This window comes from Streptomyces sp. NPDC006691 (assembly GCF_042869955.1).
Taxonomy (GTDB): Bacteria; Actinomycetota; Actinomycetes; order Streptomycetales; family Streptomycetaceae; genus Streptomyces.
On the sequence record NZ_JBIAGW010000016.1, the window covers coordinates 129,465 to 144,078 of the forward strand.

The 14,614-nt window shown below is 69.8% G+C and carries 14 protein-coding genes and 1 riboswitch; of the genes, 8 read left to right on the forward strand and 6 right to left on the reverse strand.

Annotation, left to right across the window (positions count from 1 at the left end):
* Positions 1–207: 207 nt before the first annotated feature.
* A complete protein-coding gene (gene bcp, locus ACFYNP_RS29005; protein WP_388789431.1) occupies positions 208–675 on the reverse strand; it encodes a thioredoxin-dependent thiol peroxidase in 468 nt (155 codons plus the stop codon).
* Positions 676–809: 134 nt separating this feature from the next.
* Between bcp and ACFYNP_RS29010 the strand changes: the two genes are divergently transcribed.
* From ACFYNP_RS29010 to ACFYNP_RS29020, 3 genes are all read left to right on the forward strand, one after another.
* Positions 810–1,130 (forward strand): DUF3618 domain-containing protein, encoded by a 321-nt coding sequence (locus tag ACFYNP_RS29010; protein ID WP_388417326.1) that lies wholly within the window; start codon positions 810–812, stop codon positions 1,128–1,130.
* Positions 1,131–1,174: 44 nt separating this feature from the next.
* Positions 1,175–1,507, forward strand: coding sequence for a co-chaperone GroES (locus ACFYNP_RS29015; RefSeq protein ID WP_100578561.1), 333 nt, complete (start codon positions 1,175–1,177; stop codon positions 1,505–1,507).
* A gap of 73 nt (positions 1,508–1,580) precedes the next feature.
* A riboswitch (guanidine-III (ykkC-III) riboswitch) is annotated at positions 1,581–1,651 on the forward strand.
* 32 nt (positions 1,652–1,683) lie between these two features.
* Complete coding sequence (locus tag ACFYNP_RS29020; protein WP_100578560.1) at positions 1,684–2,004, forward strand: multidrug efflux SMR transporter; 321 nt, start codon at positions 1,684–1,686, stop codon at positions 2,002–2,004.
* Positions 2,005–2,053: 49 nt separating this feature from the next.
* Here ACFYNP_RS29020 and ACFYNP_RS29025 read toward each other — a convergent pair whose 3' ends face one another.
* Positions 2,054–4,687: a transglycosylase domain-containing protein gene (locus ACFYNP_RS29025; protein WP_388789433.1), complete on the reverse strand. Its 2,634-nt coding sequence runs from the start codon at positions 4,685–4,687 to the stop codon at positions 2,054–2,056.
* Between the two features lie 204 nt (positions 4,688–4,891).
* Here ACFYNP_RS29025 and ACFYNP_RS29030 point away from each other — a divergent pair, with 204 nt between their 5' ends.
* The 4 genes from ACFYNP_RS29030 (at position 4,892) to ACFYNP_RS29045 (ending at position 8,362) form a co-directional block, all read left to right on the forward strand.
* Positions 4,892–5,692: an ABC transporter permease gene (locus ACFYNP_RS29030; RefSeq protein WP_388789435.1), complete on the forward strand. Its 801-nt coding sequence runs from the start codon at positions 4,892–4,894 to the stop codon at positions 5,690–5,692.
* Between the two features lie 58 nt (positions 5,693–5,750).
* Positions 5,751–6,590 carry an ABC transporter permease gene (locus tag ACFYNP_RS29035; RefSeq protein ID WP_388789438.1) on the forward strand — a complete coding sequence of 280 codons (840 nt, stop codon included), beginning with the start codon at positions 5,751–5,753 and terminating at the stop codon, positions 6,588–6,590.
* 88 nt (positions 6,591–6,678) lie between these two features.
* Complete coding sequence (locus ACFYNP_RS29040) at positions 6,679–7,641, forward strand: ATP-binding cassette domain-containing protein (protein ID WP_388789441.1); 963 nt, start codon at positions 6,679–6,681, stop codon at positions 7,639–7,641.
* 43 nt (positions 7,642–7,684) lie between these two features.
* A complete protein-coding gene (locus ACFYNP_RS29045; RefSeq protein WP_388789528.1) occupies positions 7,685–8,362 on the forward strand; it encodes a DUF1707 domain-containing protein in 678 nt (225 codons plus the stop codon).
* 218 nt (positions 8,363–8,580) lie between these two features.
* Here the strand turns inward: ACFYNP_RS29045 and ACFYNP_RS29050 are convergent, their stop codons facing one another.
* Positions 8,581–9,894 carry a DUF445 domain-containing protein gene (locus tag ACFYNP_RS29050; RefSeq protein ID WP_388789530.1) on the reverse strand — a complete coding sequence of 438 codons (1,314 nt, stop codon included), beginning with the start codon at positions 9,892–9,894 and terminating at the stop codon, positions 8,581–8,583.
* 364 nt (positions 9,895–10,258) lie between these two features.
* Here ACFYNP_RS29050 and ACFYNP_RS29055 point away from each other — a divergent pair, with 364 nt between their 5' ends.
* Positions 10,259–11,581: an SGNH/GDSL hydrolase family protein gene (locus ACFYNP_RS29055; RefSeq protein ID WP_388789443.1), complete on the forward strand. Its 1,323-nt coding sequence runs from the start codon at positions 10,259–10,261 to the stop codon at positions 11,579–11,581.
* 238 nt (positions 11,582–11,819) lie between these two features.
* Here the strand turns inward: ACFYNP_RS29055 and ACFYNP_RS29060 are convergent, their stop codons facing one another.
* From ACFYNP_RS29060 to ACFYNP_RS29070, 3 genes are all read right to left on the reverse strand, one after another.
* The gene (locus tag ACFYNP_RS29060) at positions 11,820–12,128 is read right to left on the reverse strand and encodes a hypothetical protein (protein ID WP_388789446.1); all 309 of its coding nucleotides are present in this window, start codon (positions 12,126–12,128) and stop codon (positions 11,820–11,822) included.
* A 109-nt stretch (positions 12,129–12,237) separates the two neighbouring features.
* Entirely contained in the window at positions 12,238–13,548 is a 1,311-nt protein-coding gene (locus tag ACFYNP_RS29065) for a DNA cytosine methyltransferase (protein ID WP_388789450.1), read from the reverse strand.
* Positions 13,549–13,815: 267 nt separating this feature from the next.
* A complete protein-coding gene (locus ACFYNP_RS29070) occupies positions 13,816–14,505 on the reverse strand; it encodes a hypothetical protein (RefSeq protein WP_388789452.1) in 690 nt (229 codons plus the stop codon).
* Positions 14,506–14,614: the final 109 nt, after the last annotated feature.

Genomic DNA, 14,614 nt, shown 5'->3' on the forward strand with positions numbered 1-14,614 from the left:
GCCGCACGGCAATGGGGGCAGAGGTATCGCACCCTCTCCGCCCTCGGCGGCCCATGCCACCGCATGCCGCCGCCGACCGCCGACGCGTGCCGATCGGCGTTCCGGTACCCGGGACAACTCCCGTGCCCCCCCGCCCGGCGGGGCCGCGCAGGACGGGGTGGCCCCGCCGGGCGGGGGACGGTGCGGCACGCTGCGGCCCCGGGTGGGTCAGATGCCCAGGTCCTTGATGATCTTGGCTACATGGCCGGTGGCCTTCACGTTGTACAGGGCGCGCTCCACCTTGCCCTCCTCGTCCACCACCACCGTCGAGCGGATGACGCCCGTCACCGTCTTGCCGTACAGCTTCTTCTCGCCGTACGCCCCGTACGCCTCCAGGACCTCCTTGGAGGGGTCGCCGACCAGCGTGACCTTCAGGGACTCCTTCTCGCGGAACTTCGCCAGCTTCTCGGGCTTGTCGGGGGACACGCCGATGACGTCGTAACCGGCGCCCGCGAGCAGCTCCAGGTTGTCCGTGAAATCGCAGGCCTGCTTGGTGCAGCCCGGCGTGAGCGCGGCGGGGTAGAAGTACACGATGACCTTGCGGCCCTTGTGGGCGGCGAGCGAGATGTCGTTGCCGTCGGCGTCGGGCAGGGTGAAGGCGGGGGCGGTGTCGCCGGGCTGAAGTCGCTCGCTCATGGGGTTTCCTCCGGAATGGCCGAGGGGGTGGCGTACACCGACAGAGCCTAATGGGGGCCTGTGACAGTGCATTGTCGGTGGAACTGACAGACTGTGGATGACGGATGACCCATACGACCACCGGAGGCGGCGCAGTGTCGGATGCCAGGACCCCTGCGCAGATCGAGGCGGACATCAGGAGCCGGCGGAACCAGCTCGCGGTGACCCTCGACGAGATCGGGGTGCGGCTGCACCCGTCCACGATCGTCGGCGACGCGAAGGCCAGGTTCGCCTCGGCCGTGGACCACACGGCGGGCCGCGCGTACGTCGCGGTGAACCGCACGGTGAGCGACGTGAAGGCGCAGTTCGTTTCGGACGAGGGCGCGCCCCGCGTGGAGCGGATCGTGCCGGTCGCGCTCGTGGCGGTCGGTCTGGTGGGGCTGCTCGCCCTGTCGGCCCGCAAGCGCCGGTCCTGACCCTTCCGCGTACGGCCGCGGCCGGTGCGGGTAGGTTCGACCCCGTGAGCGAGAACACCCACGACAAGCTGCCCATCCGGATGCTGCACGACCGTGTGCTGGTCCGGTCCGATACGCCCGAGGGCGAGCGGCGTTCGGGCGGCGGCATCCTCATCCCCGCGACCGCCGCCGTCGGCAAACGGCTGGCCTGGGCCGAGGTGGTCGCGGTCGGCCAGAACGTCCGCACCGTGGAGCCGGGCGACCGGGTGCTGTACGACCCCGAGGACCGGGCCGAGGTCGAGGTGCGGGGCGTGGCGTACGTCCTGATGCGGGAGCGCGATCTGCACGCCGTGGCCTCCGAGCGGGTGTCGGAGGACTCCACGGGGCTGTATTTGTAGGCACGGGCAGGGCGCTTCAGGGGCGTCCCGCAGCCGCGCGCAAGGGCTGGTGACCGTTGTCACCGGCCCTTTTGCCTGCCCTTTGTTATCGTGGTGGGACCCCGACGAGACGCGTCGTACCGGGTCAGGACAAGACGACGCACCCCGTATTTTCCTCACGCGTCTCGGAGGTCCTCATGGCCTGGGTTCTGCTCGTCGTCGCCGGTCTGCTCGAAGTGGGCTGGTCGATCGGCATGAAGTACACCGACGGCTTCACCCGTCTGGTCCCCAGTGTGCTCACGGGCGCCGGGATCGTCGCTTCCATGATGCTGCTCTCGCAGGCCGCCAAGACGCTCCCCATCGGCACCGCTTACGGCGTGTGGGTGGGGATCGGCGCTGCCGGTGCGGCGGTGCTCGGCATGGTGGTGCTCGGCGAACCGGCCACGGCCGCCCGGATCTTCTTCGTCTGTCTGCTGCTCGTCTCCGTGGTCGGCCTCAAGGCGACGAGCGGCCACTGAAGGAACCGCCCGGCGGGCCCGGTACGCCCGGCCCGCCGGGAACGGTCCTTCACGGACTTCGTGAGCCCCGGGGTCGTGCGGCCAGTCCGTTCGTGGTGGCGCCGGGCCCTTCGGTGGTGCCGGAGTTGGTGCCGCCGTTCGTGGTGCCGCCCTGGGTCTGGCCCTGGTCCTGGCCCTGGATCTGACCTTGCGTCTGGCCCTGGGTCTGACCGCCGTTGTTGGTGCCGCCGTTGTCGGCGCCGCCTTGCGTCTGTCCCTGGTCCTGACCTTGGTTCTGGCCCTGGGCGGTCTGTCCCTGCGTCTGCCCCTGGGTCTGCCCCTGGTTGAGGCCACCCTGGTTCTGCCCCTGGCTCTGGCCTTGGGTCTGCCCCTGGTTCTGGCCCTGCGTCTGGCCCTGGTTGCGGCCGCCCGTCTGTCCCTGGTCCTGGCCCTGGTTCTGTCCCTGCGTCTGGCCCTGGTCGCGGCCCGGCGTCGAGGGCTGGGACGGGTTCGGGGCCGGCGGCTCGACGGGGACGTTCGCGCCGTCCTGGAGTTCCAGGTCGAAGTCCTTGGGTTCACTGCTCCGCAGGGCGCCCTTGGTGTACTGCGCCCAGATCTGCGCGGGCGGCCCGCCGCCGTTCATGCGGGGGAAGCCCAGCGCCCCGTACAGCGGCTGCTGTACGGCCGTGTCGGGATCGGCGCCCATCAGCGCGACGACCGTGGCCAGGTCCGGCGTGTAGCCCGCGAACCAGGCGGCCTTGTCCTGTTCGGCGGTGCCGGTCTTGCCGGCGGAGGGCCGCCCCGAGGCCTGCGCGGCCGTGCCCGTACCGCCGTCGACGACGCTTTGCAGCATCGACGTCGTGGTGTCGGCGGCCTCGCGGGTGACGGCCTGTTCCGGGTCCTGGGACGGCAGTTCGGTCTTCTCGCCGTCCTTGATGACGGATTCGACCATCGTGTACGTGCCGTGGCGCCCGTGTCCGGCGAGCGTGGCGTAGGCCTGCGTCATGTCGAGGACGCTCGCGGTGGCCGGGCCGAGCGCGATCGAGGGGGACGCGTTCAGGTCGGGGGTGTCGGCGGGCAGACCGAGTTCGATCGCGGTCTGCTTGACCTTGGCGGAGCCGACGTCGACGGCCATCTGTGCGTACACGGCGTTGACGGACTTGTCGGTGGCGGTGCGCACGGTGATGGGCCCGTAGGAGGCGTCGTCCTCGTTGGCGGGTGCGTAGCTGCCGCCGTCCCAGCCCTGTACGGGCCGCTTGTTGGTGCCGTCGTAGACGGTGTTGGGGGTGATGGGCCGGCCGTCCTGGGTCCTGGAGTTGTTGACGACGGCCGAGGTGAAGACGAACGGCTTGAAGGTGGAGCCCACTTGGAAGTCGCGCCGCGTCGCGTTGTTGACGTACTGCTTGGTGTAGTCGATGCCCCCGTACATCGCGAGGACCTTGCCGCTGGCCGGGTCGATGGAGGCGCCGCCCACCCGTACGTTGCGGTCGGCCTTGCGGTCGGCGCTCAGCTTGGAGTTGACGGTGTCGTCGACGGCCTTGACGAAGGCGTCCTGTTTGTCCTTCTGGATGGTGGTGGTGATCCGGTAGCCGCCGGTGGCCAGGGTGTTCTCGTCGATGATCTTGTTGCCGGTGAGGTAGTCCTTGACGGCCTCGACGAGGTAGCCGCGCTGGCCGGCCAGGCCCGCCCGCGGCTTGACCTTTCCGGGCACCGGGAAGGTGGTCGCGGCCCGTTCGGAGGCGCCGAGCCACTTCTTCTTGACCATGCCGTCGAGCACGTAGTTCCAACGGGCCAGCGCCCGGGGCTTGTTCTGCGGATGGGCGATGACGTCGTACGCGCTGGGGGAGTTGAGCAGGGAGGCGAGGTAGGCGCCCTCGCCGGTGGTGAGCTTCTCGACGTCCTTGCTGTAGTACGCCTGGGACGCGGCCTGGATGCCGTACGCGTTGCGGCCGAAGTAGCTGGTGTTCAGATACCCGGCGAGGATGTCCTCCTTGGTCTCCTCGCGATTGAGCTTGATCGCGATGAAGAACTCCTTCACCTTGCGGGTGACGGTCTGTTCCTGGCCGAGGTAATAGTTCTTGACGTACTGCTGGGTGATGGTGGAGCCGCCCTGGGTGCCCTTGCCGGTGAGGGTGTTCCAGGCCGCGCGGACCATCGCCTTGGGGTCGACGGCGCGCTCGGAGTAGAAGTCCCGGTCCTCGGCGGCCAGTACGGCGTGCTGGACGGTCAGCGGGACCTGCGCGAGCTGGACGTTCTCGCGGTTGACCTCGCCGTCCGAGGCGAGCTGGGTGCCGTCGGCGTACAGGAAGACGTTGGACTGGGCGGTGGCCCCGGCGTTGGCGGCGGGGATCGACACGAGCGTGTAGCCGGCGATGAAGCCGCCGATGAGCAGCAGCGCGAAGAGCAGGACGATGCCGAGGACGACCCGCCAGCGGGGGACGAACCGGCGCCAGCCGGTGCGCCCGGGCCGCTTGCCCGGGCCGGCGGGGGTGCCGGTGCCCGCGCTCGCACCGGTGGTGTCGGCGGCGGCGCCGGGCGGGCCTGTGGGCGCGCTGGGGTCGGCCGGGCCGCCGGGCCCCTCGGCTGCGGCGTCGCGGCCCGGCGGGGTGGATCCGGTGGCGCCGAGGTCGCGGGGCGTCCACTTCCGTGGCGCCTTGGGTCCGGGTCCGGGGTGCGGTGGCTCCGGCTGCTCGTCGTCGCTCATGTCTCTCCGGCTCTCTCCGGCCCTTGCGTCTCGGTCGCGTGCGGGGTGAGGTACGGGCTGGTTGTCGATAAGAATCGACCAATTCGGACGATTCGCACCGTAAGGACATCTTGCATGTCCAACCGCGGAAATTCCGTCGCGAAGGGCCGGGGGGCTGGGCTAGGCTCCCGCGCTTTGGTGTCCATGACGGGAGAGGGGGCGTTAGTGCGGCTGTACGGGGTCGTGGCCGCGGGTGGGTTCCGGCGCTATACGACGTACCGGGTCGCCACCGCGGCCGGGGTGTTCACCAACACCGTCTTCGGTGTGATCGTGGCGTACACCTATATAGCCCTGTGGGACCAGCGCCCCAACCTCGGTGGCTACGACCAGTCCCAGGCGCTCACCTATGTGTGGGTCAGCCAGGCCATGCTGATGACGGTCAACATGTTCGGCGGGGGCTTCGCGGACGAACTCGTGGAACGCATCCGTACGGGTGACATCGCGATCGACCTCTACCGCCCCGCCGACCTCCAGCTGTGGTGGCTGTCGGCCGATCTGGGCCGGGCCCTGTTCCACTTCCTGGGGCGCGGAGTGGTCCCGCTCGCCTTCGGCGCGCTGTTCTTCGACCTCGCGCTGCCCACGGCCCCGGGGACCTGGCTCGCCTTCCTGCTCGCGGTGCTGCTCGGCGTGGTGGTGAGCTTCGCGCTCCGGTTCCTGGTGGCCCTCGCGGCGTTCTGGCTGCTCGACGGGGCCGGCGTCTCCTCGCTCGTCTCCATCGCGGGCCTGTTCTTCTCCGGGATGCTGCTGCCGCTCAACGCCTTCCCCGGCCTGCTCGGCGAGGTGGCCCGGGCGCTGCCCTGGTCCTGTCTGCTCCAGATCCCGGCCGACGTCCTGATGGGCCGCCACCACGGCACGGGCCTGCTCGGCGCCTACGGGTTCCAGCTCGGCTGGGCGGCGCTGCTGCTCGGCGCGGGCCGGGTGCTCCAGTCCGCGGCGGTACGGAGGGTGGTGGTGCAGGGTGGCTGACCCGAAGGCTGACGCGAGGGCTGACTATAAGGCTGACGCGAGGGGCGAGGGGGCGGGGATGCCCGGGGCGGCCGGGGTGCGCGAACGCCTTCCCGCACCGGGTATGTGGGCCACGTACAGAATGATCGCCGGAATGTGGATCCGCTCCACACTCGCCTATCGGGCGTCCTTCGCGATGATGCTGGTCGGCAACTTCCTGGTGACGGCGTTCGACTTCGTGGTGATCGCCCTGATGTTCTCGCAGGTCCGCTCGCTCGGCGGCTACTCCTTCGCCGAAGTGGCCTTCCTGTACGGGACGTCGACGACGGCGTTCGGCCTCGCGAACGCGCTGCTCGGCTCCATCGACAAGCTCGGGGCGCGGGTCCGGGACGGCACGCTCGACACCCTCCTGGTGCGCCCGGCACCGGTCCTCGCCCAGGTCGCCGCCGACCGCTTCGGCCTCCAGCGGCTCGGCCGCCTGCTGCAAGGCCTCCTGGTCCTCGGCGGCTCGCTGCTCGCCCTGGACGTGCACTGGACGGTGCTCAAGGCGCTGCTCGTGCCCATGATGCTGCTCAGCGGTACCGCGATCTTCTGCGCGGTGTTCGTGGCGGGCGCGGCCTTCCAGTTCTGGGCGCAGGACGCGGCCGAGGTGCAGAGCGCGTTCACGTACGGCGGCCAGACGCTGCTCCAGTACCCGCCGACGGTGTTCGCCAAGGACATGGTGCGCGGTGTCACCTACGTTTTCCCGCTGGCCTTCGTGAACTGGCTGCCCGCGCTCTACATCATGGGCCGCCCCTACCCGCTGGCCCTGCCGACCTGGCTCGCCTTCGCGCCCCCCGTGGTCGCGGCGCTGTGCCTGACCCTGGCGGGCATGGCATGGCGGGTGGGCGTCAGGGCGTACCGCAGCACGGGGAGTTGAGGTGGGCCGACGGGGGAGCTGGGCGGGAGCCGGGCCAGGATCGGCCCGTAGGAAGCGAACTCACCTCTGATCGAAGGGAGTTGACGTAATGACAGACATCGTCGAGCTCGACGGCGTCGAGAAGGTGTTCGACGTGCGTCGCAAGACAGGCCGCTGGCGGCGCGAGAAGCGGCAGGTCAGGGCGGTGGACGGGATCAGCTTCCGGGTGCCGCGCGGCGAGATGGTGGGCTACATCGGGCCGAACGGCGCCGGAAAGTCCACCACCATCAAGATGCTGACGGGCATCCTCACCCCGAGCGCCGGGCGCCTGCGCGTCGCCGGCCTCGACCCGTCCCGCGAGCGTACGAGAATGGCACAGCGCATCGGCGTCGTCTTCGGTCAACGCACCACGCTCTGGTGGGACCTGCCGCTGTACGACTCCTACCGCCTGGCCCACCGCATGTACCGCATTCCCGACGCCCGCTTCCGCGAGAACCTCGACCGGTGCGTCGAACTCCTCGATCTGGCAAGCCTGTTGGACGTACCGGTCCGCCAGCTTTCGCTCGGCCAGCGGATGCGCGGCGACATCGCGGCGGCACTGCTGCACGACCCGGACGTGCTGTACCTCGACGAGCCGACGATCGGCCTCGACGTCGTCAGCAAGGCCAAGGTCCGCCAGTTCCTGCGCGACCTGAACGCCGAGCGCGCCACCACGATCCTGCTCACCACGCACGACCTGACCGACATCGAGCAGCTCTGCCGGCGGGTGATGGTCATCGACCACGGTCGTCTGATGTACGACGGCGCGCTCACCGGGCTGCACGAGGCGGGTGAGAGCGAACGCACCCTGGTCGTCGACCTGGAGCGCGAACTCCCGCCGGTACGGGCCGAGGGCGCCCGGGTGGTCAAGGTCGAGGGCCCGCGCCAGTGGCTCGCCTTCCCCGCGTCGGCGTCGGCGGCGCCGCTGGTCGCGCACATCGCGGCGGAGTACCCGCTGGTGGACCTGTCGGTGCGGGAGCCGGACATCGAGGCAGTGATCGCGCGCATGTACGAGGGCCCACGGGTTCACTAGTCTGCGCACCATGACGAGTGAACCAACGGGCGGGCCACCGGAGATGCGTGCCTCGGACGCCGAGCGGGAGCGGGTCGCCGAGTCGCTGAGGGACGCGGTGGCCGAAGGGCGTCTCGACATGGAGGAGTTCGAGCAGCGCCTGGAGGCGGCCTACAAGGCGCGCACACATGGGGAGTTGGAGCCGCTGGTCCGTGACCTTCCGGCGCCGGGCTCGGTGGTCGCGGTGGGCCCGGCGGCCTCCGCCGTGCGCCGCACCGAGGACGAATCCGAGGTCCACTGGCCCTCCCGCATCGGCCATTCACCCACCTCCAAGGGCGGGTTGGCCTTCTGGAGCGGGTTCTCGCGCAAGGGGACGTGGACGGTGGCGCGCAGGTTCACCGCGTTCGCCATGTGGGGCGGCGGCGACATCGACCTGCGCGAGGCCCGCTTCGAGGATCGCGACACGGTGCTGCGGCTCTTCACGGTCATGGGCGGCATCGGCGTGACCGTACCGCCCGAACTGACCGTCCGGGTCAAGGGCTTCGGCTTCATGGGCGCCGTCGACGGCAGCAAGGCCATGGGCGACGGCACCCCCGGCTCCCCCGATGTCACGATCGTCGCGTACGCCCTGATGGGCGGCATCGGCGTCGAACGCAAGCTGCGCAAGGCGCAGAAGGAGCGGCTGCGGTCGGAGAAGCAGCGGGAGACGCTGGAGAAGCGGGAACGCAAGGAACTGGGCTGAGCCGGGTCCTCATGGGGCGGAGCCGGGTCACTGGGCGGGGCCGGGCCGACCCGGCTGAGCGGGGCCGAATGGGTCGGGCCGGGTCTGTCGGGGTTGGGCCGGGCCGACCGGGGCCGGGCCGACCGGGGCTGAGGCGGGTCAACCGGGTTTGAGGTGGGTCAACCGGGGTTGAGTTGGGCCGAATTGGCTGAGCCGGGCCAACCGGGGCTGAGCCGGGTCTACCCGCCCAGCGCATGCGACACCGTATAGATCACGAGACCGGCCAGCGCACCCACCACCGTGCCGTTGATGCGGATGAACTGGAGGTCGCGGCCGATGTTCGCCTCGATCTTGCGGGAGGTGTCGTTCGCGTCCCACGACGCCACGGTGTCCGTGATCAGAGAGGTGATCTCGGCGCGGTACGTCGACACCACGTATGCCGCCGCGTCCTCCAGCCAGCCGTCGATCTTGGACTGGAGACGGGGGTCGGTGGACAGCCGGGTGCCGAGCGAGAGCAGGGACGCCCGGGCGCGCAGCCGCAGCTCGCTGTGGTCGTCCTCCGCCGCCGCGATGATCATTGACCGTACGGAGGACCAGGCCGAGGCGATGATGTCCTGGACCTCGGGGCGGGCCAGTATCTCCGACTTGAAGCGCTCCACCCTGGTCCGGGTCTCGGAGTCGGACTGGAGGTCCGCCGCGAAATCCGCCAGGAACCGGTCCAGGGCGCCGCGTGCCGGGTGGGCCGGCATGTCCCGCATCTCGGTCACGAAGCGCAGCAGCTCCCGGTAGACCCGCTCGCCGACCTTGCGGTCCACGAACCGGGGGGTCCAGCCGGGGGCGCCGCCCTGCACCGCGTCCATCACCGAGTCCCCGTGCGTGACCAGCCAGTCGTGGGCCCGGACGCACACCAGGTCCACGGCCCTGCGGTGGCTGCCGTCGGCGACGATCCGCTCCAGGGCCTTGCCGACGCCCGGCGCGATCTCCGCCGCGTCCGCCCGGCGCGTGATGGCCTCGCCGACCACGGCCTGGACGTCGGAGTCCCGCAGCACTGTGAGCGCCCCGCGCAGTGCTGTGGCCAGCTCCGACGTGACGCGCTCGGCGTGATCGGGCTCGGCGAGCCAGGTGCCGAGGCGGCGGCCGATGCCGAGCGCTTGAAGGCGCGTGCGCACCACGGCGGCGGACAGGAAGTTCTCGCCCACGAAGGTGCCGAGCGAGGCCCCGAACTGGTCCTTCTTGTTCTGGATGATCGCCGTGTGCGGGATGGGCAGGCCCAGCGGGCGGCGGAACAGCGCGGTCACCGCGAACCAGTCGGCGAGGGCGCCCACCATGCCGGCCTCGGCCGCCGCCGCCACGTACCCGGCCCAGGCGCCCGCGCCCGACCGGTCCGCCCAGGTGGCGAGCCCGAAGATCACCGCGACCAGGAGCAGCAGCCCGGTCGCGGTGGCCTTCATCCGGCGCACGCCCCGGCGCTTCTCCTCGTCCGCCGCCGTATAGGCGAAGGGGGACGAGGAGGCCGCGCGGGGCGTGCGCGCGGCGGTGCCCGCCGCGGCCATCACCGCGGCGTTCCCGTCGGCCCCGGAATCTCCGGCGTTCTCGGCGTTCTCGGCGTTCCCGGCGTTCTCGGCCCCGGGCCCCGTTCTCGTACGTTCCCGTTCCCGATCCATTCGCTCCACCTGTCCGCGGGTACCCGCGCCCCGATCATTCACGTCCACGAGGCCGGATTCGGCCGGTGGCCCTGTGCGGCCTCCGTACGACCTCCGTACGACCTCCGTACGGCCCCTGTGCCTGTGGCGGCCCTCCGCTCACCTCCACCGACCTCTACAGGAAGTACTCGTGGGCCGCATGTTCAGTTCCCGTACAGGCGTCCCGTCACCCGTTCGCGTGGCCGGACTGGCCGTGGCTCCGTACATTCGGATCATGTCCACGCGGACTCGTCCGGCCTGGCTCGCGGCGGTGACGGTGCTGGTTGTCGCCGTCCTGTGTGCGGTGGTCGTGCCGAGCGGGGCGGAGGCGGCGGCGGGCGTGGGGGTGGGCGGGAGCATGGGGAGGGGCTTCGATTCCGTGGCGGGCGCGGACCCTGGAGCCGGCCCGAGCCCGGAGGCGGGCCCGGAGGCGGGCCCGGAGGCGGGCCCGGACCCGGGAACAGGGGGTGATGGCTGGGCCGGAACCTGGTACTCCGCCCCCGTCGAGGCCGAGCCGGGGGGCGGCGCGGCGCGGACCGTACGCAATGTCGTGCACACCACGATGGGCGGCAGCCGGGCCCGCATCACCGTCTCGAACCTGTTCGGAACGGCCCCGCTCGACCTGCGCCACGCCACCCTCGCGACCGCGGCCGCCCCGGCCCGGACCATGCGGACGCTGACCTTCCACGGCCGCGCGAGGATCTCCGTACCGCCGGGCGGGCAGGCCGTGAGCGACCCGCTGACGTTCGAGGTACCGGCAGCGGCCGACCTGTACGTATCCGTGTACGCGGCCGGCCCCGTCACCTGGCACCCTCAGGCGCTGGGGACCTCGTACGCGGTACCGGGCGAGACGGACCGCGCCGCCGATCCTGGGGCGTTCGCGGGCACGACAGGCGCCTGGCGGTACGTGACCGCGCTGGACGTACAAGGCCCGGAGTCGGCGGACGGCAGCGTCGTGGTGCTCGGCGACTCGATCACGGAGGGGGTCGGCTCCACGCCGGGCGCGGACCGTCGCTGGACGGATGTGCTGGCCGAACGCCTGAGGAACCTGCGGGAGCGGGCGGCCGGTGCGCCACGGGCCGTCCTGAACGCCGGAATCGGCGGAAACGGCCTGCTCACAGGGCGCAGCGGCCCGAGCGGCCTGGACCGCTTCCAGCGGGACGCGCTGGGCCGGGCAGGGGTGCGGACGGTCATCGTCGAGCTGGGCATCAACGACCTGCTCAGCGACGGCGAACGCAACGCGGACGCGCTGCTCGCCGGCATGCGGGACCTGGTGCGGCGCGGCCACGCGCGGGGCGTACGAGTCCTGGGCACCACCCTTGCGCCGTGCGGCGGCCTGCGCGCCTGCACGGCGGAGGTCGAGGCGGTACGGGAAACGGTGAACGCGGCGATCCGGAGGGGCGGGGTCTACGAGGGCGTCATCGACATGGACCGCACCTTGAGAGCCCCCGACTCCCCGCGCGAGCTGTCGCCCCCGTACGACTCGGGGGACCACCTGCACCCGAGCGATGCGGGGTACCGGGCGGTGGGGGCGGCGATCGATCCGGGGACGCTGTGACGGGCCCGGGCCCGGGCCCGGGCCCGGGCCCGGGCTTGGGCGCCGGGGCTTGGCCGACGCGCGTGCCGCGGCTCGACGGCCCCCTCCCGCCGGGTGCACAACCGAGAACGGCCGGCTTCTGCCTGTCCCTGCCGAACGTAAGGCCATGCACCCGACCACCAGGGGGAGTTGCCCCTAAGTACGGGCGTGGGGCGCCGCGCGTTCACGCCCCCCGAACCTTCTTTTCCGCGGGGTGGGACTACTCCTCACCCGAGGTGCGCGTGACGGCCCAGGACGCGAGGGCGACGGCCCCGGCCACCCCGAACACGGAGGGCCAGGCGCCGACCTTCTTGGCCAGCGGGTGCGACCCGGCGAACGCGGCGACGTACGCGGCGGTCAGCCCGACGGCCGCCTTCGTCCCGGCCGCCTGCTGCCACTGCCGAGCCGCCAGCGCCCCGGCCCCGGCCAGCGCCACCCCGCCAAGCGGCCGCTTCTTGGTCCACCGGGCCACCCCATACCCCCCGACGAGCCCACCGGCCGCGATCAACGTTGCGGGCACCTTTGCCATGGTCTGCCTCCTGGAATGCGGTTTCCTTTGAGGCTAGCTCGGGGGGTCCGGTGGCTTGGCGGCGGGCCGGGGAGGGAGCGTCGGCAGGGCGATCCCCGTCCTTGCTAAATCAGCTGATTCTTGTGCGGTGCTGGGAGAACAGGTCATGACGTTGGTGGTCGTCCTGCCCAATGAACGCCTTGAACTCGCCGAGACCGTACGTCGTCCCGCCCGTCTTGCGTTCCGTCATGTTCAGCTCGAAATCGTGACTGATGTGATTCAAATGGCGCTCGACTTCAGGTTGGTCCATGGTGACCCCCGCCTTGGCGAGTACAACGATGATCTGTTCCACAGTCATCGGACGCTTAGCCTCGCGCAGAAGCTTATATACTGGATCTTGTACGGTGTTGACCGTTTCGATAAGGATTCGCTTTTCCCCTTCTTTGAAGAGGGCTCTCTTGATCGCCAGGCCCAGAGCCTTGGCTACGGGGGGAGGGAACGCGTTACCGATCTGCCGGTACACACTGGTTTTCTTTCCCTGGAATTCCCAGTCTGCGAACTCTTTGCCTCTCCACCCTTGGATGCGGGCGACCATCGGCGTGGTGAGCTTAGGGCCCGGGGCGCCGTTGATCGGCACCCATCCGGGCTTGGGAGCATGATTTGCAACGCCCATTGCATCGACGCCCAGTTCAGCCCAGGCACGCTTTGCGCGCGTGGGCCCGAGGTCGGCACCGCCGTGCTTCTTGGACCCGCCAACGATCGTAGGCGCGATGCTATTGGCCTTCGCTACCCATTTCTCGACCTCTGCCTCGCCCCAGCCGCCCTCCCCCATGAGGTCCGCCAGCGCTTCGCCGACGGTGGGTGCCTTTTCTTGGCTGGGCTCAGGCCAGGTGAAGTACTCGGCATACTCAGGTTGCAGGGCGATGAGAACGAATCGGGGCCGCAGTTGCGGCACGCCGAAGTCCGAAGCATGCAGCAGTTTCCATTCGGCGATATAGCCGTATTCGTGCAAGGTGTCGAGCACGTGCTGTCGGTAGGCGGAAAACCGGTTGGCGCTGAGCCCTCGGACGTTCTCCAGCATGAGAGCCCGAGGCTTGACTACTGCGACACTGTTAATTGCCCAAGCGAACAGGTCTCGCTCATCATTCGCCCCTAGTTGCTTCCCCGCGAAGCTAAAAGGCGGGCAAGGTACGCCACCAGCCAGGAGATCAATTCCCTTGAACTCGGCAGGGTCCCATGTGCTCGGATCGGCGACATCTCCAACCCGGACGACTTGATTGCCATTCGGGAGATTGTGCCTCAGAGTCGCCGCGGCATTAGCGTCGAGTTCGATTGCCAGCTTGTGTGTGAAACCTGCTCGCTCAAGTCCGAGGGATTGCCCTCCAGCGCCTGCGCAGATCTCGACGGCTTCGAGTCGCTCCTCGCGCTTCGCTGTCGACACGTGATCCCCTTCCAGACGCGCCAGACAGGCCAGCGCACGAATAAGCAAAGCTGCAGTGTCTCCGCATTGGCTGTACAGACATCCGCGACCACACGGGCAACACCCGGTTGCACCATAGCCGCAGGTGGCAAGAGGCGGGGCCGCGGCGTGACGAGCAGGCAGGACTGTGAAGTCTAAAGGGCCCCACACAGTCCGCCTGCCATCTGTGGCCTCTGCTCTCCCCAAGAACAGCCTGGGCTCTTGCCTGGTGCGTAAGGGCTGAAGAGGTCAACCTTCCAGGGCAGCGCGCACTTCATCCTGGGCATCCCCTGGAAGGCGCCGGTACCCCGTCCACGCCCGATCCAACGCCGTGGTACCTCGGCGGCCACGTTCCATCCAACGAGTCAGTCGGCGCCGGTCGTCCGGTGTGAGGTCTTCGATGCTCTGGAGGACCTCATCGGCACGGGAAGGGCTGCCGCCGAGGCCAGCGCGGCAGCGTTTGCACTCTGTTACCAACAGAGTCTCTGTGGCCCCGTCGGGCAGCACTGTTTCCCGACGGGTGACGGAGAGGACGCCGGTCTGGTTTGAGTCGTCGAAGTACGGCTCGCTGGCGGAGATGCCGCAAACGGTGCACATGTAGTCATCCCGTGCGAGGACAGCCTGTGTTTCCTTGGCGGACACCGCCTTCTGCGGTGCCGCAGTGCGGCGGGCTACGGGATCCCAAACTGGAACCCCCGCCTTAATGAAGCGCTGGTCTTCAGCCTGCAACGTCGCGTCTTCGGTGTTCGTCAGGATCTGCCACGAGTAGGCACGTAGGTCTCGCAGACGGCGATCAGCCTGGGAGACTCCGGGGAAGGCGTCGCGTAGGCGCTCCTTCGTGAAGGTGCCGCCCTCGCCCACCTCCTGGATCAGCCAGAGGGCCGCCCGGATCATGGTTCCGGCTTTGATCTTCGGGTCGTTCCAGACAGGGATGGACACTTCGGGCTCCGATCTCCAGGTGCGCGTGCCTGATTGTGGAACATCCCCTGACCTGTTGTCAGTAGCTCCTGTCATGATGGAAGCAGAGCAAGTTGCGACCATTTCTTGA

Coding starts and splice junctions, on each gene's coding strand:
- ACFYNP_RS29055 (WP_388789443.1), top strand. CDS start 10,259: ATGTCCACGCGGACTCGTCCGGCCTGGCTCGCGGCGGTGACGGTGCTG.
- ACFYNP_RS29060 (WP_388789446.1), bottom strand. CDS start 12,128: ATGGCAAAGGTGCCCGCAACGTTGATCGCGGCCGGTGGGCTCGTCGGG.
- ACFYNP_RS29045 (WP_388789528.1), top strand. CDS start 7,685: ATGCGTGCCTCGGACGCCGAGCGGGAGCGGGTCGCCGAGTCGCTGAGG.
- ACFYNP_RS29050 (WP_388789530.1), bottom strand. CDS start 9,894: ATGGCCGCGGCGGGCACCGCCGCGCGCACGCCCCGCGCGGCCTCCTCG.
- ACFYNP_RS29035 (WP_388789438.1), top strand. CDS start 5,751: ATGCCCGGGGCGGCCGGGGTGCGCGAACGCCTTCCCGCACCGGGTATG.
- bcp (WP_388789431.1), bottom strand. CDS start 675: ATGAGCGAGCGACTTCAGCCCGGCGACACCGCCCCCGCCTTCACCCTG.
- ACFYNP_RS29025 (WP_388789433.1), bottom strand. CDS start 4,687: ATGAGCGACGACGAGCAGCCGGAGCCACCGCACCCCGGACCCGGACCC.
- ACFYNP_RS29020 (WP_100578560.1), top strand. CDS start 1,684: ATGGCCTGGGTTCTGCTCGTCGTCGCCGGTCTGCTCGAAGTGGGCTGG.
- ACFYNP_RS29040 (WP_388789441.1), top strand. CDS start 6,679: ATGACAGACATCGTCGAGCTCGACGGCGTCGAGAAGGTGTTCGACGTG.